Annotated in this window: 23 protein-coding genes; 10 read left to right on the forward strand and 13 right to left on the reverse strand. The window is 62.6% G+C overall.

The genetic code is table 11. The features are described from left to right. Nucleotides 1–481: 481 nt before the first annotated feature. Nucleotides 482–3,115: a phosphoenolpyruvate carboxylase gene (ppc, locus tag G113_RS01240; RefSeq protein ID WP_005891814.1), complete on the forward strand. Its 2,634-nt coding sequence runs from the start codon at nt 482–484 to the stop codon at nt 3,113–3,115. A gap of 84 nt (nt 3,116–3,199) precedes the next feature. Here the strand turns inward: ppc and G113_RS01245 are convergent, their stop codons facing one another. Then, on the reverse strand, nt 3,200–4,666 hold the full coding sequence (locus G113_RS01245) for a sensor domain-containing diguanylate cyclase (RefSeq protein WP_005891815.1): 1,467 nt from the start codon (nt 4,664–4,666) through the stop codon (nt 3,200–3,202). 190 nt (nt 4,667–4,856) lie between these two features. Here G113_RS01245 and ybaK point away from each other — a divergent pair, with 190 nt between their 5' ends. Further along, complete coding sequence (gene ybaK, locus G113_RS01250; protein ID WP_005891817.1) at nt 4,857–5,327, forward strand: Cys-tRNA(Pro) deacylase; 471 nt, start codon at nt 4,857–4,859, stop codon at nt 5,325–5,327. An 86-nt stretch (nt 5,328–5,413) separates the two neighbouring features. On the opposite strand, the gene G113_RS01255 is transcribed toward ybaK, so the two are convergent. The 3 genes from G113_RS01255 to G113_RS01265 are packed head-to-tail and all read right to left on the reverse strand — an operon-like array spanning nt 5,414 to nt 7,057. Beyond that, nucleotides 5,414–6,151, reverse strand: coding sequence for a GNAT family N-acetyltransferase (locus G113_RS01255; RefSeq protein ID WP_005891819.1), 738 nt, complete (start codon nt 6,149–6,151; stop codon nt 5,414–5,416). Beyond that, nucleotides 6,141–6,578, reverse strand: coding sequence for a rhodanese-like domain-containing protein (locus tag G113_RS01260; RefSeq protein ID WP_005891821.1), 438 nt, complete (start codon nt 6,576–6,578; stop codon nt 6,141–6,143). Before G113_RS01260 ends, G113_RS01255 begins: the two co-directional genes overlap by 11 nt. Further along, nucleotides 6,575–7,057 (reverse strand): OsmC family protein, encoded by a 483-nt coding sequence (locus G113_RS01265; protein WP_005891824.1) that lies wholly within the window; start codon nt 7,055–7,057, stop codon nt 6,575–6,577. The genes G113_RS01260 and G113_RS01265 overlap by 4 nt, the downstream gene beginning before the upstream one ends. Before the next feature lie 135 nt (nt 7,058–7,192). Between G113_RS01265 and G113_RS21945 the strand changes: the two genes are divergently transcribed. Both G113_RS21945 and pdxR read left to right on the forward strand, forming a co-directional pair. Then, nucleotides 7,193–7,324: a hypothetical protein gene (locus tag G113_RS21945; RefSeq protein WP_269077619.1), complete on the forward strand. Its 132-nt coding sequence runs from the start codon at nt 7,193–7,195 to the stop codon at nt 7,322–7,324. Continuing rightward, nucleotides 7,321–8,763, forward strand: coding sequence for a MocR-like pyridoxine biosynthesis transcription factor PdxR (gene pdxR / locus G113_RS01275; RefSeq protein WP_005891828.1), 1,443 nt, complete (start codon nt 7,321–7,323; stop codon nt 8,761–8,763). The genes G113_RS21945 and pdxR overlap by 4 nt, the downstream gene beginning before the upstream one ends. Before the next feature lie 102 nt (nt 8,764–8,865). Here the strand turns inward: pdxR and G113_RS01280 are convergent, their stop codons facing one another. Further along, nucleotides 8,866–9,747 carry a LysR family transcriptional regulator gene (locus G113_RS01280; RefSeq protein WP_005891830.1) on the reverse strand — a complete coding sequence of 294 codons (882 nt, stop codon included), beginning with the start codon at nt 9,745–9,747 and terminating at the stop codon, nt 8,866–8,868. 127 nt (nt 9,748–9,874) lie between these two features. On the opposite strand from G113_RS01280, the gene G113_RS01285 reads away from it, so the two are divergent. The 3 genes from G113_RS01285 (at nt 9,875) to G113_RS01295 (ending at nt 11,932) form a co-directional block, all read left to right on the forward strand. Next, the gene (locus G113_RS01285) at nt 9,875–10,270 is read left to right on the forward strand and encodes a CidA/LrgA family protein (protein WP_005891832.1); all 396 of its coding nucleotides are present in this window, start codon (nt 9,875–9,877) and stop codon (nt 10,268–10,270) included. Beyond that, nucleotides 10,263–10,952 (forward strand): LrgB family protein, encoded by a 690-nt coding sequence (locus G113_RS01290; protein ID WP_005891834.1) that lies wholly within the window; start codon nt 10,263–10,265, stop codon nt 10,950–10,952. Before G113_RS01285 ends, G113_RS01290 begins: the two co-directional genes overlap by 8 nt. Before the next feature lie 65 nt (nt 10,953–11,017). Then, complete coding sequence (locus G113_RS01295; protein ID WP_005891836.1) at nt 11,018–11,932, forward strand: hypothetical protein; 915 nt, start codon at nt 11,018–11,020, stop codon at nt 11,930–11,932. Nucleotides 11,933–11,978: 46 nt separating this feature from the next. Here G113_RS01295 and G113_RS01300 read toward each other — a convergent pair whose 3' ends face one another. Both G113_RS01300 and metB read right to left on the reverse strand, forming a co-directional pair. After that, nucleotides 11,979–14,426, reverse strand: coding sequence for a bifunctional aspartate kinase/homoserine dehydrogenase II (locus G113_RS01300; RefSeq protein WP_040318804.1), 2,448 nt, complete (start codon nt 14,424–14,426; stop codon nt 11,979–11,981). Between the two features lie 56 nt (nt 14,427–14,482). Continuing rightward, nucleotides 14,483–15,646: a cystathionine gamma-synthase gene (gene metB / locus G113_RS01305; protein ID WP_005891841.1), complete on the reverse strand. Its 1,164-nt coding sequence runs from the start codon at nt 15,644–15,646 to the stop codon at nt 14,483–14,485. Between the two features lie 172 nt (nt 15,647–15,818). Between metB and metJ the strand changes: the two genes are divergently transcribed. Beyond that, nucleotides 15,819–16,142 (forward strand): met regulon transcriptional regulator MetJ, encoded by a 324-nt coding sequence (gene metJ, locus G113_RS01310; RefSeq protein WP_005891844.1) that lies wholly within the window; start codon nt 15,819–15,821, stop codon nt 16,140–16,142. Nucleotides 16,143–16,263: 121 nt separating this feature from the next. Here metJ and G113_RS01315 read toward each other — a convergent pair whose 3' ends face one another. Continuing rightward, complete coding sequence (locus tag G113_RS01315; RefSeq protein WP_040318805.1) at nt 16,264–16,686, reverse strand: DUF417 family protein; 423 nt, start codon at nt 16,684–16,686, stop codon at nt 16,264–16,266. 32 nt (nt 16,687–16,718) lie between these two features. Then, complete coding sequence (locus tag G113_RS01320) at nt 16,719–17,258, reverse strand: carboxymuconolactone decarboxylase family protein (protein ID WP_005891851.1); 540 nt, start codon at nt 17,256–17,258, stop codon at nt 16,719–16,721. Nucleotides 17,259–17,371: 113 nt separating this feature from the next. Here G113_RS01320 and G113_RS01325 point away from each other — a divergent pair, with 113 nt between their 5' ends. Then, nucleotides 17,372–18,211 carry an AraC family transcriptional regulator gene (locus tag G113_RS01325; RefSeq protein ID WP_005891853.1) on the forward strand — a complete coding sequence of 280 codons (840 nt, stop codon included), beginning with the start codon at nt 17,372–17,374 and terminating at the stop codon, nt 18,209–18,211. 85 nt (nt 18,212–18,296) lie between these two features. Here G113_RS01325 and cysQ read toward each other — a convergent pair whose 3' ends face one another. Beyond that, nucleotides 18,297–19,115 (reverse strand): 3'(2'),5'-bisphosphate nucleotidase CysQ, encoded by an 819-nt coding sequence (gene cysQ / locus G113_RS01330; RefSeq protein ID WP_005891855.1) that lies wholly within the window; start codon nt 19,113–19,115, stop codon nt 18,297–18,299. Nucleotides 19,116–19,149: 34 nt separating this feature from the next. Then, on the reverse strand, nt 19,150–19,734 hold the full coding sequence (nudE, locus tag G113_RS01335; protein WP_005891856.1) for an ADP compounds hydrolase NudE: 585 nt from the start codon (nt 19,732–19,734) through the stop codon (nt 19,150–19,152). Between the two features lie 107 nt (nt 19,735–19,841). Here nudE and yrfG point away from each other — a divergent pair, with 107 nt between their 5' ends. After that, nucleotides 19,842–20,510, forward strand: coding sequence for a GMP/IMP nucleotidase (gene yrfG / locus G113_RS01340; RefSeq protein ID WP_005891858.1), 669 nt, complete (start codon nt 19,842–19,844; stop codon nt 20,508–20,510). A gap of 41 nt (nt 20,511–20,551) precedes the next feature. Here yrfG and G113_RS01345 read toward each other — a convergent pair whose 3' ends face one another. Both G113_RS01345 and G113_RS01350 read right to left on the reverse strand, forming a co-directional pair. After that, complete coding sequence (locus G113_RS01345) at nt 20,552–21,163, reverse strand: LysE family translocator (protein WP_005891860.1); 612 nt, start codon at nt 21,161–21,163, stop codon at nt 20,552–20,554. A gap of 9 nt (nt 21,164–21,172) precedes the next feature. After that, a complete protein-coding gene (locus G113_RS01350) occupies nt 21,173–22,279 on the reverse strand; it encodes an oxidoreductase (protein ID WP_005891862.1) in 1,107 nt (368 codons plus the stop codon). Between the last annotated feature and the right edge of the window lie 60 nt (nt 22,280–22,339).

The following is a 22,339-nucleotide window of genomic DNA, read 5'->3' on the forward strand; positions in this document are numbered from 1 at the left end:
CATCGACCCCGTGGTTGCTGCGTCTAACCGAGGCAACCAAGGAGGAAGGCCCGAGACAATGAATGGCATCTGACCCATCCCTTCTGCGTCTAGCAGATCCGATGATGGGCCCCGTCTGCCCCGTGGTTGCTGCGTCTAACCGACGCAGCCAAGGAGGAAGGCCCGAGGCGATGGATGTCATCGGATCCATCCCTTGTACGGCTAGCGATTCATTCGCAACAGGTGCAACCGAGCGCAGGGAGGCGCAACCGGATATGTAGGAAAGTTACATGACAACAAGCGGGGCAAAGGGACTCGGCCAAACCAGGGAACTATCGAAAATACATGTTCTTAATCGGCTTGTTATTTGACCTTGCGCAGACAATCTGGGTAGATTGTCCCCCTAAGATGACGGAGCATATGTTGTAATCGCACAACAATAAGTGGGGCAGCCCCATGCCGAGGAGCGGCGGCCGGGCACCAACAAAAATAAGGATGTGGAATGAACGATACTTACGCAGCGCTACGCGCCAATGTGGGCATGTTGGGCCAGTTGCTGGGCAAATCCATCAAGGACCATCAGGGCCAAGCCTTCCTCGACAAGATCGAGACCATTCGCCAACTGGCCAAGTCCTCTCGCAAAGGCAATGAGGCCGACAGAGAGCAACTGCTCGACACCCTGCGCAATCTCTCGGATGACGAACTGTTGCCGGTGGCCCGCGCCTTCAGCCAGTTCCTCAACCTGGCCAACGTGGCCGAACAGTTCCACACCATCTCCCGCCATTGCGAGGAGCATATCTGCACCCCGGATCCCCTGGAGGAGATGTTCGCCAAGCTCAAGGCCTCCAACCTCTCCCAGGAAGCCATCATCCAGGCGGTGCGCGAGCTCGATATCGACCTGGTGCTGACCGCACACCCGACCGAGGTGACCCGTCGCACCCTGATCCACAAGCATGTACAGCTCAACGACTGCCTGGAAGCCCTTGAACTCTCCGATCTGCTGCCCCGCGAGCGGGACAAGATCGAGAGTCGCATCGAACAGCTGGTCAATCAGGCCTGGCACACCAACGAGATCCGGGTGCAGCGTCCGACCCCGGTCGATGAGGCCAAATGGGGCTTCGCCGTGGTGGAAAACAGCCTCTGGCCCGCCATCCCCGAATTTATGCGCAACCTGGACGAGCGTCTGCAGCAGCACCTGGGTGTGCGCCTGCCCCTGGACGCCGCCCCGGTCAAGTTCACCTCCTGGATGGGCGGTGACCGTGACGGCAACCCCTTCGTCACCGCCAAGGTGACCGCCGAGGTGCTGGAGCTGGGCCGCTGGATGGCGGTGAGCCTCTTCTACAAAGACATCAAGGAGCTCACCTCAGAGCTCTCCATGTCCGATTGCACCGATGCCGTGCGCGAACGGGTTGGCGATCACGCCGAGCCTTACCGCGCCCTGGTGCGCGAGTTACGCGAGCAACTGCGCGAGACCCAGGATTTTCTCACCGCCAAGGTACAGAACCAGGCGAGCGAGAACCGGGATCTGATCAAGACCACGGCCCAGCTGCGCGAGCCGCTGGAGCTCTGCTATCACTCGCTGCACGCCTGCGGCATGGGCAACATCGCCGACGGCATGCTGCTGGACGTGCTGCGCAAGCTGGCCTGCTTTGGCATCCATCTGGTCAAACTCGATATCCGTCAGGATGGCGAGCGCCACGGTCAGGTCTTCTCCGAGCTGACCCGTTATCTGGGCATGGGCGACTACGCCGAGTGGAGCGAAGATGACAAGCAGGCCTTCCTGCTGAACGAGCTCAACTCGCGTCGCCCGCTGCTGCCCGCCGACTGGGAGCCGAGCGCAGAGACCAAGGAGACCATCGACACCTGCAAGGTGATCGCCGCCCATGATCCGGACGCCTTCGGCATCTACATCATCTCCATGGCCGGTGCCCCCTCGGACGTACTGGCGGTGCAACTCTTGCTCAAAGAAGCGGGTTGCAAGTTCCGCATGCCGGTTGCCCCTTTGTTCGAAACCCAGGAAGATCTGATGGCAGGCACTGCGGTAATGGATCGCCTGCTGTCGGTAGATTGGTACCGTGGTTACATCCAGGGCCGCCAATACGTGATGATCGGCTACTCGGATTCTGCCAAGGATGCGGGCATGATGGCCGCCGGCTGGGCCCAGTACGCCGCCATGGAGTCCCTGGTGGCCCTGGCCGAAACCAACAAGGTGCGGCTCACCCTGTTCCATGGCCGTGGCGGCACCGTCGGTCGTGGCGGCGCCCCAGCCCATCAAGCGATCCTCTCTCAACCACCGGGATCCCTGCGCGGCGGCCTGCGGGTCACCGAACAGGGCGAGATGATCCGCTTCAAGTTCGGCCTGCCGAAAGTCGCCATCAACAGTCTGAACCTCTATACCAGCGCCGTGCTGGAGGGCAACCTGCTGCCGCCGCCCAAGCCCAAAGAGAGCTGGCGCACCGTGATCGAGCAGGTGGCCGAGGCCTCTTGCGAACATTACCGCAGCATAGTGCGCGGCCACCCGGACTTCGTGCCCTACTTCCGCGCCGCCACCCCGGAGATGGAGCTCGGCAAGCTGCCGCTCGGCTCCCGTCCCGCCAAGCGCAAGCCCAATGGCGGCGTCGAGAGCCTGCGCGCCATTCCCTGGATCTTCGCCTGGACCCAGAACCGGCTGATGCTGCCGGCCTGGCTCGGTGCCCATGAGGGCCTGAAGCAAGCCATCGACAGTGGTCATCAGTCCGTGCTGGAAGAGATGAGCCGTCAATGGCCCTTCTTCCGCACTCGCCTCGAGATGCTGGAGATGGTGTTCCTCAAGGCCGATACCTGGCTGGCGGAGTACTATGACACCCGTCTGGTACCCGAAAGCCTCTGGCCGCTTGGCAAGCAGCTGCGCGCCGAGCTGGAGGCTGCCGCCGAGCTGGTGCTGGCCCTGCGTCCCCAGGGAGACTTGCTCGACGATCAACCCTGGATCAAGGAGTCCATCAAGCTGCGCAACCCCTACACGGATCCCCTCAACGTGTTGCAAGCCGAGCTGCTCAACCGCTCACGCAGCAATCCGGAATCCCTGCACGAGGAGATAGATCAAGCGCTGATGGTCACCATCGCCGGTATCGCCGCAGGCATGCGCAACACAGGTTGATTGGCGCAAGCCATCCATCTCCATCCATGACAAAGGGCGCCTCGGCGCCCTTTCTGTTTCGGGTAGTACATCATCCCCGCAGCGCTAGGCAATCCGGTTACGTCCCTGCCGCTTGGCATCATAGAGGCGCAGATCGACGCATTGCAGCCAGTCGTCCATGCAGTGGTAGCTCGGCTGATAAGGGGTAAGGCCCACGCTGATGGTGACGGCGATCGATTGATCATGATGTAAAAAAACGTGGTGCTCTATCTGCTGGCGGGTGCGATCCATGACCTCTTGGGCATCCTTGAGGGTAGCGCCGCGCAGCAGCATGATGAACTCCTCTCCGCCAAAGCGCGCCACCAGATCCTGGCTGCGCACCGCCTGCAACAGCAACTGAGCCAAGTCCTTTAGCACGGCATCTCCGGCCAGATGGCCATATTCATCGTTGATCTGCTTGAAGAGATCGATGTCGATCAGGGCCAGGCAGCACGCCTCTCTCTCCGCCGGGTGGTGCTGCAAGTGATCGAACAATATATTGGCCTGGATGAAGAAGCTGCTGCGGTTGGGTAATTTGGTAAGAAAGTCGTGCTCGGCATTGAAACGCAGCACCCGTTCCATCCGGTTGCGCTCGTCCTCCAGGTTACGTGCGTGGATCAGGGTGCCGAGGGTTGTGGTGAGGGGGTCGAGCAACGTGACCAGCGCTTCATCGAAGCCACCTGGTCGGTTAGCCAGGGCAATCATGCCGATAGCCTCGCCCTTGTGGCGGATCGGGATACCAAGGAAGCTGTCCAGATGGGGATGTCCAGGGGGCGAGACGCCGCGACTCGCCGGATGGCTCGGCAGATCGTTGCAGCACACCAGGGTGTTGTGAGTCACCACATGACCAAACAAGTTGTCTAGTTTGCTAAAAATGAGCCCGCCCCTATCCTGCCTCTGCTGCTCGTACCATGCATGGGTGGCCTCATTCCAGGAGACATTGGAGATGGAGGGAACATACAGGCTGAGCCGCTCTTCTTCGCACTGGACTATACCGATAAAGCCGTAATCACTCTGGCTCACGCTCAACAGCCGTTCGAAGACTGTATCGCAGGCGGAGGCGAGGTTGCGATCGAGCAGAAAGCTCTGATGGGCGACGACGATGATGTCAAACAGCTGGCTCTGCAGCTCGACTCGCTGTTCGGCCAGCACCTCAGAGGTAATATCGTGAGCCAGCTTGATCACCCCGAGCAGTGAGCCCACCTCGTCGCTGATCGGCATGTAGGTAGCATGGAGCCAGACGCTCCTGCCGCTGCGCATGATACGGCGACACTTGCCAGCGTAGATCTCTCCGCAAAGCACCCCCTGCCAGAAACTATCGTGCTCACCCTGCTGTTCGGGAGGAAGCAGAAGAGAGTGGGGCTGGCCAATCAGCTCCTCGGGGCTGTAGCCGAGAATGGCACAGAGCCGTGGATTGACCGACACCATGCAACCATTGAGGTCGAATTCGACAATGCCGTAGGCACGATCGAGGGCGGTTAATCGGGCGAGGATGTCATAGCGATCGGGAGGGCAGAGTGCTGGGATATTCATGACTACGATTCCTTTCGATAGTCTACATATCATTACAGCCAGCATAGCTATGCGGGATGCAGATCCCAGATCATAGGTGCGAACATTCAGTTACGCTAACCTCCGAAATCAGAAACGCTCCCCTGGTCACTTGTCATGCCACTCTCCTCGGCGCAAACTGTCTGACCTTGCCGAGGCTCGAGGAAATCCGATGACACCCGCTATCAACTTGCTGAAAAAGCTCAAGATCCCCCACAAGCTCTACCCCTATGAGTGCGACGCCCACGACGATTTTGGCAAGCATGCCGCGAGCCAGCTCGGCTTGCCGCAGGCCCAGGTGTTCAAGACCCTGCTCGCCCATCACGACAAGCAGGCGGTAGTGGCCATAGTGCCGTCATCGGGCCTGTGCAGCCTCAAGCAGCTCGCCAAGGCGGCGGGCCTCAAGAAGGTGGAGATGATGAAGCCTGCCGAGGCCGAGAAGCTGACCGGCTACAAGGTGGGGGGTATCAGCCCGCTGGCCCAGAAGAAGTTGCTGCCCACCGTGCTCGATGACTCCGCCCTGCAATTTGACGAGATCCTGGTGAGCGGCGGCAAACGCGGCCTTTCGGTCGGGGTGGCGCCGCAAGACATGCTGACCCTGATGAAATGGCTAGCCGCCCCTATCGGCGAGCACCATGATTAGGTCGCAGAGTAGATAGCAAAGAGGCCCCGACATCCGGGGCCTCTTTGGTTTTATCGGGTGTTGCCAGCGAGGGCACCGGCCGACGATCAGGGTATCTGGTCTGCCTGAGCGCGGCAGGCCGCCGTCAAGTCGGAGAGCCGCAGCCGCTGACCCCCGGCCCCATCGAAGTTGTCATTCGCCAGCCAGCGCGCAAAGCAGCCTTGCAGGGCGGGCCACTCCCTGTCGATCACCGAGAACCAGGCGGTATCGCGCGAACGACCCTTGTCGACCCTGGCCTGGCGGAAGGTGCCCTCGTAACGGAAACCGAGCCGCAGCGCTGCCTGGCGTGAAGGCAGGTTGAGATCGTTGCACTTCCACTCGTAGCGACGATAGCCCAGCTCAAAGGCCCGGCCCATTATCAATGCCATGGCGGCGGTCGAGAGGCGGGTGCGCTGCATGGCAGGGGAGAAGTGCAGCCAACCCACCTCAATGCTACCCGCAGCGGGGTCGATGCGCAGATAACTGGCGAGCCCCAGCGCCTTGCCGCTCGGCTCGTCGACAATGACATAAAACTGGGGATCGACCTTGGCTGCGCACTGCTGCAACCAGGCTCGCAGGGCAGACTCGTCCTCGAAGGGGCCGCTGGTGAGATAAGTCCACATGGCGCCATCATCAGCACTGAACGCCTGCCAAAGCGAACCGCCATGCTGCGCGGGATCCAGGGGCTCCAACCGGCAGCCCCAGCCACTCATGACCTGATGAGGGGGGAACTCGCCCCCCGTCCAATCCGGCACCACAGCGCCCAGGGGTTGATTGAATTCATTGGTAAAGTGGTTAGCAGCCACAGGCGATCCCTCCCTCTTGCAATACTCCGGCCTGGGCGCCGCTGGCGACCGCGAAGCCATCTTGACGCCACCAGTGCAGGCCACCGATCAGCTCCTTGACCTGAAACCCGAGCGCGGCCAGCTTGTAGGCCCCCTGAGTCGAGCCGTTACAGCCGATGCCGTCGCAGTAACAGACATAGACCTTGTCTCGCGCCAGCCCCTCGGTGGTGGCCGGGCTCATGGTGCTATGGGGAAAGGAGATGGCCCCCGGGATATGTGCCTTCCCATAATGCTCGGGGGAGCGGGTGTCGATGACGACGATGGCGGCTTCCCCGGCCAGCAGATCAGCGGCCAGATCGGCCGGATCGGTGCGATATTTCAGCTGGGCCTCGAAGAAGGTGTTGGCATCCGCCGGGCTGGCTACCCCTGTGCTCAAAACATGACTCATACGGACTCCTGATATAACGAGACGTCAGTGGTGACCTGGGTACTGACCGAGTTGGCGATGAAGCACTCTTCGTGGGCCTGATGATGGAGTTGCTCAAGCTCGGCCAGGCTGGGTTGGCGCTTACCGGCAAACGCCACCTGAGGGCGCAGGGTGACACGGGTAATCGACTGGCGGCCACGCTCGTCGGTCTCCATGATACCGACCGCCTTATCGCTGTAGTGTTCAACCAGATAGCGCTGCTTGGCCGCCAGCCAGAGAAACACCAGCATGTGGCAGCTGGACAGCGCCGCGACGAAGGCCTCCTCCGGATCGACATTTTCCGCCACCGAATAGGGCAAGGGCACCACGTGGGGAGATGATGAGGCGGGCACTCTGGCGCCGCCATCAAACGTCCACTCATGGGCCCGACTGTAACGCTGATCGACGAAGGGCTCGCAGGCACCCCGCCGCCAGCTGATGAAGGCACTGAACTCTGACATCCCGACTCCTTGAGGTTGATGAACTCCTTGCTCTGTTCCTCAAATGTAGCGATAAAATGGCCTTGCCACGCCGACCAATTTTGCCAATATGAACAGACCAATTTCGCGAGCGAACTGCCCACCCCGGAGGCCGTCATGAGCGCCCTGCCCACCCTGTTTGCCAACCAGCAGCGGAACGATCTGCCGCTGCACGAGCAGCTGGTACCTACATTGGGCTGCACCATCTCGGCCAGTAACTCTCCCCAGGCCATTCGGAGGCCATCATGAGTGCCCTGCCCACCCTGTTTGCCAACCAGCAGCAGAACGATCTGCCGCTGCACGAGCAGCTGGTACGTACATTGCGCGGCGCTATCCTGGCCGGTCATCTGCCTCAACACAGTCGCCTGCCCGCCAGCCGCATGCTGGCCAAGGATCTTGGCATCTCCCGCAGCACGGTGGAGCTGGCCTATGGCCGCCTGGAGGCAGAGGGCTATCTGGTGCGCAAGGTGGGGGCCGGCAGCTTCGTTGCCCTGGCGGCGGTGCGCCCCGTCCCCCGGCCGCCCCAGTCGGCGGCCGGGCTGTCGCGACGCGGTCAGGAGATGGCCGCTGGCGGCGCCTGTCACGACGCCCCCGAGGTCGGCGTCTCCTTTGCCTCCAGCCAGCCGGATCCACGGATCTTTCCTCAGGCGCTCTGGGGCCGCGTGATGCAGCAGCAGTGGCGCCAAGGTGCCAGTGACTGGATGAATTATGGGGATCCGCAAGGGCTGGCAGAGCTGCGAGCCGCCATCAGCAGTTATCTGGTGCAGTCACGCGGGGTGCAGTGCGAGCCGGATCAGATCCTGATCCTCACCAGCTCCCAGCAGGGTATCTTGCTGGCAACCCAGTTGCTCATCGACGCCGGCGACACCGTCTGGGTCGAAGATCCCGGTTATCCGGGAGCCAGAACCGCACTGGAGAGCGCCGCGGCCCGCATCCATCCGGTACCGGTGGACGAGGAGGGGCTCAACCCTGCGGGGGAGCGACCCAGGCCAAGTCTCATCTACTGCACCCCCGCCCACCAGTATCCCCTCGGCGTCCCCATGACTCTGGCGCGGCGGATGGCGCTGCTGCACGAGGCCGAGCGGCACGGGGCCTGGATTCTGGAAGACGATTACGATGGGGAGTATCAGTACGATCAGCGGCCGTTGCCCGCCCTGCAGGGGCTCGACAATCAGGGGCGAGTCATCTATGTGGGCACCTTCAGCAAGGTGCTGTTCGGCTCATTGCGACTCGCCTATCTGGTACTGCCGCGCCCCCTGATGGAGGCCTTCAGCCGGGCCCGCGCCGCCTTCGATGGCCACAGCAATCAGTTGCAACAGGCGGTCACGGCGGACTTTATCCGGGCTGGCCACTTCGCCACCCACCTGCGCCAGAGCCGCCTGCTCTACCAGAGCAGGCGGGATCTGCTGCTGGCCGAGCTGGCCGAACACTGCCCCCAGTTAACCCCCATTCACAGCGGTGCAGGCCTGCAATGCGCCGTGCTGCTGCCCCCGGGTGGCGAGGCCCGCTGGACCCAGGCCGCCAACGCCTTGGGGCTGGGCCTGCGTCCACTTAGCCAGTTCTACCTTGGCGAGCCCAGGCTGGAAGGCTGGTTGCTCGGCTTTGGCAGTCTCGACAACCAGACCCTGCGCCAGCTCTGTCGTCGGCTCGGGGCATTGATGCGCATTGAAGCGTCGATCTCAGGCTGATGGGCAGCAAAACCAAGGTGGCCCCCGACGGCCTTGGTAACACCGAGGACGGGCGGCGGATGACGAGAGTTCGTGCCCTGCCCGCAGCGCTCAAATACCGGCTTACTCTGCCTGCAACTCGCGGCAGAGGGCCAACCAGGCTTCGGCGCTGCGTGACAGATATCGGCCCTGAGGCCAGATCACTCCGAGTTGCCAGCTCAATTCGGGGAACAGCGGCCTGAGCAGCAGCCCTTCCGGGTTCAAACGGCGACAGATAGGTTCGGGCAAAAAGGCGACCCCCATGCCGCTGCGCACCATGGCGGTGAGAAAATCCCACTGGCTGCTCCGGGCCGCCACCAGGGTGCTGAACCCCGCATCCTGACAGGCCTGCTCGATGCGATCGCTCAGGGTAAAGGCCTGGGTGTAGAGCAGCAGCGGCTCGTCACGCAGATCCGGGAAGTTGACGCAGGCCCGCTCGCGCCAGTGCGGTTTTGCCGGCAACACCACCTGGATGGGATAGCTGGCCAGCTCCAGGGCGTTGAGTGCCCCCGACTCCCGCGTCGGCAGCATGGTGATGGCCAGATCCAGCTCTCCCTCCAAGACGGCCTGCTCGATGCGCCGTCCGCCATATTCCACGATAGACAGCTCGATGGCCGGGTAGCGCTGGCGATAAGTGCGGATCAGATCGGCATAGACATGACCCACCATGGGGGGCATCCCCAGGGCTAGGCGGCCGCCCTTGAGGCTCTGGAGATCCGCCAGCTCGGTTTCCAGTTGCAGCATCTGCGTCAATATCTCCTGGGCACGGGTGAAGAGCACCTGACCGCTGTCGGTCAGGGTAAAACGGCGACCCTCCCGGTTGAGCAGAGGCTGACCGAGCTCCTCTTCCAGGCTGCGGATCATCTTGCTGATGGTTGGCTGGGTGACGAACAGGCGCTCCGAGGCACGGGTGAAGCTCTGCTCACGCACCAGTTCGACGAAGTAACGCAGGGCACGGATATCCATGGGCTCTCTTCCTGGGGGCTAAGGTCACATCATGCCAATTTGGCATGAATTTGATAATTTAAATTCATTTTTTGCAGGTTTAGCCTGACGGTAGACTGAAAGCCTTCTTACCGAATGGCCCTCTCTCATGCCTCTGCCCGTCTGGTTTATCACCCCCTTGCAGGTCGCCCTGCTGGCCGCCATCTGGTGGCTCGCCGATGGCGCCGTGCGCCTGTTTCATCTGCCGCTGCCCGCCAATCTCACCGGCATGCTGGCCCTGCTCGCCCTGATCCTGCTCGGCGTCGTCAAGACCCGCTGGTTTAGCGCAGGATCTCGCTGGCTGCTGGCCGAGATGCTGCTGTTCTTCGTGCCCGCCGTGGTGGCTCTGGTCAACTATCAGGCGTTGCTGCTCAATCAGGGGCTGCGCATCCTGCTGGTGATAAGCCTCAGCACTGTGCTGGTACTCGGCACCACGGCCCTGGTGGTGGACAGGGTTTATCGGCTCGAACTCAAACTGGCCCGCCGGGCGCGTCGCCATGACTAGCCAAGCCCTGAGCCTGCTCTGCCTGGCCCTCACCCTGCTGTTTTACTACCTCAGCAAGTGGCTCTATGGTCGGGTGCGCATCCTGCCCCTGATGCCCCTGCTGCTGGCCCCGGCACTGCTGGTCGCCCTGGTGCTGCTCTGCCACATCCCCTATGAGACCTATATGGCCGACAGCCACTGGCTGCTCTGGCTGCTGGGTCCGGCCACGGTCGCCTTCGCCATCCCCGTCTATGAAAATCAGGCCCTGATGCGCAAGCACTGGTTGTCGCTCTCCCTCGGGGTACTTGCCTCCGTGGTGATGGCGGTGGGCAGCTCCGTGCTGCTGGCACGCTGGTTGGGCCTCTCGGATATGCTGCAACGCAGCCTGGCCATGCGTTCCATCACTACCCCCTTCGCCGTCGAGGCGAGCAAGCGCGTCGGTGGCCAGAGCGACCTGACCGCCCTGTTCGTGGTACTGACTGGGGTGATCGGCATGGCGGTGGGTGATCTGGTTCTGCGCCGTCTCGCCATCCGCAGCAAGCTCGGCAAGGGGGCCGGGTTTGGTGCATCGGCCCATGGGGCGGGCACGGCCCGAGCCTATCAGATGGGCAATGAGGAGGGAGTCGTTGCCAGCATGGTGATGATGATAGCGGGCATGGTGACTGTGCTGCTCGCCCCCCTGCTCGGCCAACTGTTGTGGTGATCCCAGGCTGATCCCGGCTCCCTGTCCGGTTACACTGGGGTCATGCGAGCGGATCAGGAAGCGACATGACCTCAACGAACAGGCGAGCACTGTGCCGGGCACTGCTCTGCGCCCTCATGCTGGCAGGGCCCCAGGCCGGGGCCGCCACCCTCTTCACCCATGTCAGTCCCGAGAGTCCTCAGGATCAGCGCACCCGCTACGAGCAGGATCTGCTGCGCCTGGCGCTGGAAGAGACCCGGGCAGACTTTGGGGAGTACCAACTGGCCCAGGCGCCGTCCATGAACCGGACCCGGCTGCTCCAGCAACTGGCACAGAACAGCTACACCAACCTGATCGCCTCTCATGCCTGGCTGAATCCGAGCGAACACCCTCATCTCGGCCACGTTCGCTTCCCCATCACCCTGGGCATACTCAGTTACCGGGTCTGCTTCGTCAACGAGGGGCGCGAGGCCGACTTTGCCCAGGTCCGTACCCTGGTGGCGCTGCGCACCTTTCGTCAGGTACAGGGGCGGGGCTGGCAGGACGCACTTGTGCTCAAGCGCGCCGGCATGCAGGTGCTGGAGGTGGATGGCTACGAGCGTCTGTTCAAACTGGTGGCCAGGGGGCGAGCCGATCTCTTCTGCCGGGGGGCGGGAGAGGTATATCAGGAGTGGCAACGGCGCCACACCATGCCGGGTCTGGCCCTGGATGACCAGATCGTCATCTCGTACCCCAACCCCCACCTCTTCTACAGCCACGAGGCCAATGGCGCCGCCCTGGCCCGAGTACAGACCGGACTGGAGCGCGCCTGGCGCAAGGGCTCCTTGCAGCGTCTCTGGCGTCAGCATTTTCAACCCGCCTTGGCGCTGGTGCAGCTGAAGCGGCGCCATGCGCTGGTGCTAACCAACCCCTACCTAGAGGGGATCGACTTCGACTATCAAGCCTACTTTCATCAGATGCTCGGGGAGGCGATCACCTCGCCCCCCAGGGATCTGGAATAACGGAAAGGGCGCCATAAGGCGCCCTTTTACTGTTCCTTTCCCGGCCTCACAGCTCGGCGCAGATTTGCCAGAGGTCGTACTGGATGGCGCCGGCGGTCACCTCACGCCCTGCCCCCGGCCCCTGGATGACCAGCGGGTTGGTGCGGTAGCTGTCGCTCTCTATGGCAAAGACATTGTCGCAAGGCAGCAGATTGGCGAAAGGATGGTGCGGCTCAAGGGTCTCCAGTCCGACGCGCGCCTTGCCGCCCTGCTCGAAGCGGGCCACGAAACGCAGCACCTTGCCAACCCGGCGAGCCCCCTCAAAGGCCGTCTGGAGCGGGCCATCCAGCTCGCCCAGTCTGTCCATGAACTCCTCGACCGACAGCTTGCGCAGGGCCGCAGGCACCAGGTTTTCCAGCTCGATATCGGCGGAATCCAGCTCGAAGCCCGCCTCCCGCGCCAGAATGAGCAGCTTGCGGCGCACATCCTGGCCGGAGAGATCCTCGCGAGGATCCGGCTCGGTCAACCCCTGCTGCCAGGCGTCGTCCACCAGCTCGGAGAAGGGGCGACTACCGTCATATTGCTGGAACAGCCAGCTCAGGGTACCGGAGAAGATGCCGGAGACGCCCTGGATGCGATCGCCGCTCTGACGCAGCATCTGGATGCTGGACTGGATGGGCAAACCGGCACCGACGGTGGCGTTGTAGCGCCACTGCACCTGATGGTCGCGGCAGCTCTGTTTGATGCGCTGGTAGAACTCGCTCTCGGCGGCACCGGCGAACTTGTTGGCGGCGATGATGTGGCAGCCGAGCTGGGCAAAGTCCGGGTAGTAACGGCTCACCGTCTCGCTGGCGGTGAGATCGAGCGCGATCAGGCTGTCAAAGCCGTGCTGCTCCAGCTGGGTCAGCAACTCTGGCCAGATGAGCGGGCTGGGCTCGAAGTGCTTCTGCACCTTGATGGGATCCAGCCCCTCCTCATCCAGCAGGCCGCCCTGGGAGTTGAAGACCCCGTACAGGGTGAGCGCCACGTTCAGCTCGCTCTCGAGACGAGCCTTCTCGCGGCCATAGAGGTTGAGCCACTGGCTGCCGATGTTGCCCTTGCCAAACAGCACCAGACCGACCCGGGCCGGGCGGCTGAACAAGGCACTGTGCAGGGCTATCATCAAGGGCTCGAGCACCACCTGACGCAGCACAGCCACCAGGCTCAATCCATCCTTGGCGACCTGAACGAACTCCTGGGGCTGATCCGCCAGCAACTGATAGAAGCGGTGGCACTGCTCGGCGTTGTCCGTCACCCCCGATCCCACCAGGGCAACCAGGCTGTAACCCTCTTTCTGGATAAGACCGGTGAAGCCACCCTGCAGCTGGAAATCGCGCAGCAGATCGTAGGCGCCGACCGCCACCTCCAGGGTATAGGCAAGGCGCAACACCCGCCTGTCCGGCTGGCGTTGCAGGGTGAGCGGGCTGAGTCGATATCGTGCCAGGTGGGCCTCTATGGTCTTGACCGCCTGCTCAAAGTCGCCCTGGGGCAACACCTTGAGTTCGATCAGGGCAATCTGATCCACCGAGCTGACGATACGAGCCCCGTTGCTGCGCGGTGCACGGCGCAAGATGTGGGTACAGCCCTCGTCGGGGTTGTAGCTGCATCTCAGGGTGAGACGCTGGCGGCTGTCCGCCACCGGCTGCAGGGTGCGCGAGTGCAGCACAGAGGATCCCAGGCGAGCCAGTTCGTTGGCTTCGGCCAGACTGAGCCGCTCCAGCAGGCGCGCCTCCTTGACCCGGCGCGGATCCGCGCTGTAAACCCCGGCCACATCGCTCCAGATGGTGGTGGAATCCCCATCCGCCAGCAGGGCCAAGAGGCTGGCACTGTAATCTGAACCATTGCGACCGAGCAGCAGGGAGCGCCCCTCCATGTCGGCGGCGATGAAACCTGTCACCACGACACGACCGCTATGCTCGGCAAGGCGCGCCTTGAGCAGCTCGCTGGAGAGCGCCTCGTCCACCTTGACCAGGGCACCGTCCTCGGCACGCAGGAAGCTGCGGGCATCCAGCCAGATGGCGGGCTCGCCCCGGCTGGTAAGCAGCGCGGCCAGGAGCCGTGCCGACCAGACCTCCCCAAAGGCGAGCAGGCCATTGCGCTCGAAGCGATCGAACTGGCCCTCCAGGATCTGGCCCAGACTGCCGAGGTCACCGTTGAGCTGGGTGGTCAGGCTCTGGTGCAGCTCGCCCTCCAGCAAGCCATCGATCAAGCCCTGCTGATAGGCACGCAGGGCGTTGAGCGCCTCACCGGCCGCCTCGTCCCCCGCCTCGGCCAGCTCAACCAGCTGGATCAGGCGGTTGGTGGTCTTGCCCGCAGCCGACACCACGATCAGCTCGCTGCCATTGCCCTGCTGCTCGACGATGGCCGCGACCCTGCGGTAACAGACGGGATCGGCCAGGCTGCTGCCGCCAAACTTGTGTACTTGCCGATGTTGTACGCTGACCGTCACCTCGGCCTCCTTGACCTCTGCATTCATCTTGATCTCATCCCCAACGGTCAATTCGCTCCCTGATCTTTCTTGATAATGCTGGTTCATGACGCCACCTGACCGGCAATGGTCAGGGCCTGGGCCAAGTCGGCGACCAGATCCTCGCCATGCTCTATGCCGACCGAGATCCGCAAAAGCTGGGGACTGATCCCCGCCGCCTGCTGGGCCTCGTCGCTCATGGCCCTGTGGGTCATGCTGGCCGGATGGGCCACCAGACTCTCTACCCCACCGAGGGACTCGGCCACCGAGAAGTAGTTGAGGGCGCCGAGGAAGGCACGCAGACCCGCCTCGTCGCAGTCGAGCTCGAAGCTCAGCATGGCACCGAAACCGGACTGCTGGCGACGGGCTATCTCATGGCCAGGATGAGTCGGCAAGCTGGGGTGGTAGATGGTCTTCACCAGAGGCTGAGTCTGCAAGAAGGCCAGTATGCTCTGGGTGTTCTCCTGATGGGTGCGCAGACGGGGCCCCAGGGTGCGCAGACCCCGCAGGGTCAAATAGGAATCGAAGGCGCCACTGGTCAACCCCAGACAGTTGGCCCACCACAGCAGGCTGTCGGCCAGCGCCTGCTCCTTGGCGATGGCTACGCCCCCTACGACGTCCGAGTGGCCATTGATGTATTTGGTGGTGGAGTGCACCACCAGATCTGCGCCAAGCGCCAGGGGTTGCTGCAACAGCGGAGAGAGGAAGGTGTTGTCCACCGCCACCAGGGCGCCCACGGCGTGGGAAGCCTCGCAGATGGCCGTCACGTCCACGACCCGCAGCAACGGGTTGGAGGGCGTCTCCACCCAGACTAGCTTGGGCCCCTCGGCCAGGGCGGCGGCCAACGCCCGCTCATCGCCCTGATCGACGAACTTGACCCGATAGTTGCCCTTGGCGGCCAGAAATTCGAACAGGCGCCAGGTGCCGCCATAACAGTCATGGGGGGCAATCAACAGATCCCCCACCTGCAACAGAGCCTGGGTTATCAGATGGATGGCCCCCATGCCGGTGCCGGTCACCACGGCGCCCGCCCCCCCTTCCAGGGCGGCCAGCGCGTCCGCCAGATTGCCACGGGTCGGGTTGCCGGAGCGGGCATAATCATATTGACGGGGTACGCCGAAGTCGGCAAAGGTGTAATTGCTGGAGAGATAGATGGGCGGCACTACGGCACCATGCTGGGTATCTGTCTCTATGCCGGTGCGTACCGTCAGGGTTGCCTTGTGGGTCATCTCTCTCTCCTCATCCTTGTGCGAGTCCATCCTCGCCATTGCACAAGACATTACGCCACCCAAATAAAGCCGTCAACACTTCTAGACGTCTAAATGGCTTTGCTGTTGGATTGCCATTGATTTCCTTAAGGGTTAAAATCCGCGCTCAAGGCCAAATGAGAACAGGTGAATCATGGGTACAGAGTGGAACGGCGACTACGTCAGCCCTTATGCGGAACACGGTAAGAAGAGTGAACAGGTCAAGAAGATTACCGTCTCGATCCCGCTCAAGGTGTTGAAGGTGTTGACCGATGAGCGCACCCGTCGCCAGGTGAACAACCTGCGCCATGCGACAAACAGCGAACTGCTCTGCGAGGCCTTTCTCCATGCGTTCACCGGCCAGCCACTGCCCGGCGACGACGATTTGCGCAAGGATCACCCGGACAGCGTCCCGGCTGAGGCCCGCGCTATCATGGAAGCCCTTGGCAAAGAGATTGAAGATTACGACGCCGAGTGAGTCATCACTCAGGGGCAGTAAAAACGCGGCTTTAATCAGCCGCGTTTTTTATTGTCTCTGTGCCGATAGCAGACAAAAAAGCGCCCCATCCTGGAGCGCAAACAGTAGGTGAAACATCAAGTCAGGCCGCGCGGCTGCGGCTCATGGCGGTCAGGGACACCCCGAGAAACACCACATCCTTGAACAGGAAAAAATTGATCACGGGGACACCATCCACCCACTTCCAGACCCCGGGCAGGGTGAACAGGAAGCTCAAGGTCACCAGAAAGATAAGGCTGGCGGCGGCGCCCGCATAGAGACCAAGCGGGGGATAACGCAGGGAGAGCACCAGGCCAAGCGCCACCAGCAATTCCGCGATACCGATCAGGTTGGAGACTCCTTGCACCGACCAGATGCCATAGAGCCAGCTCATCAAGGGGTGGCTGGCCACCATGGGACGGATTGCCTGCGCCTCGGTCGGGGTGAACTTGAACACGCCGATCCAGATCAGGGTCGCCACCACACCAAACAGCGCAACCAGATAACCCGCATCCGCCCGGGTCAGCGGGGCGGCGCGCGTCAACAAAGCGGCCCGGTTCATGGCCTCACCGCCACGGCGGGGAAGTCTATCTCTGTGCCCGCCACATGATTGCTGTAGTTGGTGAGGGTGTTGAGGGCGACCTGACCCAGCACTTCAATGAGCAGCTCATCATCGACCCCGGCGACTCTGGCCTCTTGCAGCTGGGTATCATCGATGACACCGCGCTGGCGCACCACCAGGATTGCCAGGGTGATCAACGCCTGATCCAGCGGATTTTCAGCCTCACCCAGCCGCGCATCACGGATCTGCTCCGGGGAGAAACCAGCCTTCTTGGCACCCAGCACATGGGCACTCAGGCAATATTGACAGGCATTGACCTGACCTATGGCCAAGGCCAGCAACTCCCGCTGACGGGCATCGAGCCGCCCTTGGCCCAGGGCCTCGGCGAAGGCCAGATAGGCTTTGAACACCGCAGGGGAGTGCGCCAGCGTGGAGAACAGATTGGGCACCATGCCGAGTTTACCCTTGATGGCAGTGAGCGTGTCGGCGGTGGCCGGCTTGGCCTCGGCGAGGGTCAGGGGATTGATACGTACCATGAAAATCTTCCTCTCGTGTTAATGAACTAGCTGGTCAACGAGAGTGAGTATTTCAAAAAGCATGATACGATTTATTACCAATAGTCCAAAAAAGATCACTCATCGTCTCAATCATGGATTCCTTGTCGGCACTGCTTCATCAATATGCCCCCCGGGCGCAGATCTTCTACGCAGGCAGCCTGTGTGGCCGGGCCGACTATGAGGGCTCGGACGCTGGCGGTCATCTCCACCTGCTGCGGGCGGGCACGCTCAGACTACGCAGTGATGGGGAGGTGCCGCTCATCCTCGTCGAGCCAAGCCTGATCTTGTTTCCCGGGGGCAGCAGCCACCGAATGCAGAGTCGGCTAGACTGCGATCTGGTCTGCGCCAACGTCCGCTTCGGGCGCACCAATGCCAATCCTCTGGTGGCAGCGCTGCCCCGTCGGCTCGTCATTCCTCTGGCCAGCGCCCCCGGCCTGGCTCCGGTGCTGGAACTGCTATTTCAGGAGGCGAGCCAGCCCGGCTATGGCCAGAGCCAGGCCCTGGATCGGCTGTTGGATCTGCTGCTCATTCTGGTACTGCGCCATGTACTCGATGCCGGACTCTATCGCGGAGGTGTCTTGGCGGGACTGGCCGATGTCCGGCTGGGCAAGGCGATCATTGCCATGCAGCAACAACCTGAGCACCCCTGGACGCTGCAAGGGCTGGCTGCGCTGGTGGGCATGTCCCGCGCCCGTTTCGCCGCCCACTTCCATCAGGTAATAGGCAAGACGCCACTGGTTTATCTGACCGAGTGGCGGCTGGCCCTGGCCCAGCAGCGCCTTCTGACGGGGGAGCCCCTCAAGCTGGTTGCCCCCGGGGTAGGTTATGGCAGTACCGCCACCCTGACCCGAGCCTTCGCCAAGCAGTGCGGATTGACCCCCAGTCAATGGTTGCACCAGCAGAAAACCGCCGCAGAACCACCCCTTGATTGATGGCAGGCGAACTCCTCCGCGCTGACGATCTCAATAAAAACGGCGACCTGAGGGTCGCCGTTGTTCATGCCGATGCAAGGTGCAGTTAGTCGCGGTGTAGCACTATCTGGGTCCAAGCCAGACGAGGATCCCCCATCACGATAAAGTCGGGATTGCCAAGGGACTCGGTCTCGTTATAGCTCAGCGGCTGCAGTGCCAGACTGAGAATACGCCCCCCAGCCGCCTCGACGATGCACTGAGCCGCTGCGGTGTCCCACTCGCCGGTAGGGCCGAGTCGCACATAACAGTCGGCCGCCCCCTCGGCCACCAGGCAGGATTTGAGGGAGCTGGAACCCAGCGGCACCAGATCATAGTGGATGGCGGGGTTGAGACGACGAGTCAGACTCACCTGCTGCTGACGGCGGCTGATGGCGATCACCAGGGAGCTGGGGAGATCATGTTCATGATGCTGGGCGCGAATGGGCTTGCTCTCGCCATTTGCCTCCTTGAAGGCACCATGACCACGCACCGCCCAGTAGAGCAGATCCGCCTCGGGGGCATAGATGACGCCGAGCACGGGCACATTGTCCCGCACCAGGGCTATCAGGGTGGCGAAGTCACCACTGCCGGCGATAAATTCCCCCGTGCCATCCAGAGGATCCACCAGCCAATACTGCCGCCAGTTGGATCGCTGGCTGAAGGGGACATCCGCCGCCTCCTCGGTCAACACGGGGATATGGGGGGTGAGTGCCGCAAGCGCCTGCTTGAGGTAAGCATCCGCGGCGAGATCGGCACTGGTGACCGGGGTCGCATCCTCCTTCAGCTCGCGCTCAAACTGACCGCCTTGATAGATGTCGTGAAGGATACGCCCCGCTTCGCGGGCTATCTCCTTGACCCCGGGAACCCAGCTCAGTAGTTCCTGCATCTTGTCATCCTCTGTGTCACTCGCCGCTCTGGCTTTATTTTTCCTGCTCTGCCAACCACTTGATGGTCAACAGCAGGGCGCTGATGCTACGTGATTCGGTGAAGTCCTCCCGCTCGAGCAGTGCGTCGATGCGATTGAGGGGCCAGGGGATCACCTCCAGGGGCTCAGGCTCGTCACCGACCCGCTGCTCGGGGAAGAGATCCCGGGCCAGCAATATGTCCATCTTGCTGGCGAAATAGCCGGGGGCCAGGGAGACCTGCTTGAGGGGGATCAGGCTGTTGGCACCAAAGCCCGCCTCCTCCATCAACTCGCGATTCCCCGCGGTCAGGGCATCCTCACCGGGATCGATCAGACCCTTGGGGAAGCCCAGCTCATAACTGTGGGTGCCAGCGGCATATTCGCGGATCAGCAGCAGGGTGTCTGCATCGAGCATGGGCACCACCATGACGGCGCCCCGGTTACCGCCCCGCATCCGCTCAAAAACTCGCTCCTCGCCGTTGGAAAACTTGAGGTGCAGGGATTCCACCTTGAACAGGCGGCTTTCGGCCACGATTTCAGCCTTGATGATGTCGGGTTTGCGCTTGTTGGGATCCATAGCCGGGCCACTGGCGAGAGTCATGACTCAAGAGTAAACGAGTCGCAAGACGAACACCACGGGCCAAGGCCGGGAAAGCGACGCTAAAAATCCGTTATAATGCCGCCCCCTTTTCAGCAGTGAGACAACCCATGCCGACCCAGCTACCCTGGCACCAGATAGATACAGTCCTGCTCGACATGGATGGCACCCTGATCGATCTCCATTTTGACAGTCATCTCTGGCAACAGCTGGTGCCCGAGCGTTACGCCGAGCGGCTCGAACTGCCGCTGGCCGAGGCCAAGGCGCGGATAGATACCTGCTATCACGCCGTCAGCGGCACCCTCGACTGGTACTGTGTGGACTACTGGAGCCAGACCCTGGGGCTGGATATTCGCGCCCTCAAGCAGGAGATCCTGGAGAAGATCCAGTGGCGACCCAACGCCATCCCCTTCCTGACCGAGTTGCGGGCGGCGGGCAAGCAGCTGGTGCTGTTTACCAATGCCCACCCCGCCAGCCTCTCGGTCAAGGAGGCCCGGCTCGGCCTCGCCAGTCATCTGGATCTGATGGTGAGCACCCACGAACTGGGCTGGTCGAAGGAGAGCCAGTACTGCTGGCAGGCGCTGGCCGAACGGTTGGCATTCGATCCCGCTCGTACCCTGTTTGTCGATGACAGCGAGCGTATCTTGCAGGCAGCCGCCGACTTTGGCATCGGCTATCAGCTCGCCATCCAGAACCCGGACAGCCAGCAACGGCCACAGCAGATCATCCGCTTCCCGGCCATACATGACTACGCCGAGCTGCTGCCGCTGAGTCGTTGAGCCGCCCACGACAACGCCCTCTCACGGAGGGCGTTGTCGCATCAGGTCAGCAGCCAGTAGAGGGCGATCCCCATCATTAGCAGAGAGGATATCCGCCCCAGCAGATCCCCCCGCCCCTGGGTCTGCAGCAGCCGATCCGCTCTCTGCCCACCGTAGGCGTAGAGCAGCAGGTTGACGCATTCGATCAGGATAATGAGGGTGACGAACAGCAGGGTCTGCAACCCGGCAGAGAGGGCCGGGCTGATGAAGGGCGGCAGCAGGGTCATCATGAAGAGCCAGGATTTGGGATTGGATATGGCCACGGTAAAACCCCGCAGCAGCAGACTCAGGCGCCCGCTATCCACCTGACTGGTCGCCGCCTTCTGCCCGCCGCCGCGCCAGCCAGTGATCCCCATCCACAGCAGGTAGAGAGCCCCCAGATACTTGAAACCCTGTAGCAGCGCCGGTTGCTCGGCCAGCACCCGGGTGTAGCCGAGCAGGGCAGTGAGGGCGATCAGCCCCACCCCGGCCAGCTCGCCCCCGATCACCCAGAGGGTGCGGCGCACTCCCAGGCTGGCGCCGAAGCTCATGGCCAACATCATGCACAGTCCGGGTGAGACGGAGATGAGAAAGAAAGTGGGGATGAACATCAGCAACAGGGTCCATTCGCTCATGATGCCCCCTTATGCTGCATCATGCGGGGCCAGTACACCCATGCCAGCAAGGTAGCCGAGCGCGCTCGCCGTGAAACCGACCTCCTCGAGCCGTGTCGCCGTAAACGGGGCCTGGAGCAGAGGCAAGCCGCGGCTCACCTTGGTCATCCAGTCCGGGTTACCGAGGGCCGCCGTGCCTACCGCCACCAGGTCGGCGCCGCCAGCCAAAGCCAGCTGGGCTGAGGTGGCATCGCGAATACTGCCTGCCACCATGAGCGGCACTCGTCCCGCCAGCCCGGCCTGCACCGCCCCCAGCAGCGATCCTCCGTCCGGATCCCCATTCACCGCCTTGAAGCTGTCCCCCATGGAGAAGTGCAGGTAGTCGATCTCCTCGTCTGCCAGCAAGTGCGCCACCGCCAGCTGATGGGGCAACTCGATACCCTGAATATGGGCATAGCTCTCGGGGGAGAGACGCACCCCGACCAGGAAGGCACGCGGCAGGCTGGCGCGAATGCCCCTGATAATCTCGACCAGGATCCGCGCCCGGTTGGGCAGAGTGCCTCCCCAGCGATCGGTGCGTTGGTTGTGCAGCGGATTGAGGAAATTGCAGAGCAGGAAGTTGTGGGCCGCGTGCAGCTCGACCCCGTGCAGACCGGCGGCCTGGGCCCGCTCGGCGGCGCGCACGAAGGCCTCGACAACGGCCAGGATCCCCTCCTCGGTCAGCGCCCTGACCCCGCGTGGATAGCGCCCGCCTGGTGCAACTTCGCCGGGGCCCACCGGAGCCCCCTCGTTGAGTTCGGGCAGGGCACGCACTCCGCCATGGTGCAGTTGCACCACAGCCAGCGTCCCCGCCTGCGTGACGCGGGTGGCAAGGGTGGTGAAGGCCTGCTGCTGGGCATCGGTCATCAGGGCCGGTTGTCCGGCCCAGCAACGTCCGCCGGGTTGCACCTGGGTGGCGGCGGCGATGAGCAGGCCGAAGCCGCCGCGGGCGCAGCGCACCAACCAGTCGAGCTCGGCCTGGCCGGGATCTCCCCCGGCGCCGCTCATGTTGTGGGTCAGGGGGGCCAGCACGGCACGGTTCTTGAGCCACAGGCCGGCCCGTTCGAAGTGGAAGCTGTCGTTCAGCGCCTTGTTCATTGCCTTCTCCTAGGATCGCAATCGGATGGCTGCCACTATATCCCCCCACCTTTGGGATAT

Source organism: Aeromonas molluscorum 848 (assembly GCF_000388115.1).
GTDB lineage: Bacteria > Pseudomonadota > Gammaproteobacteria > Enterobacterales > Aeromonadaceae > Aeromonas > Aeromonas molluscorum.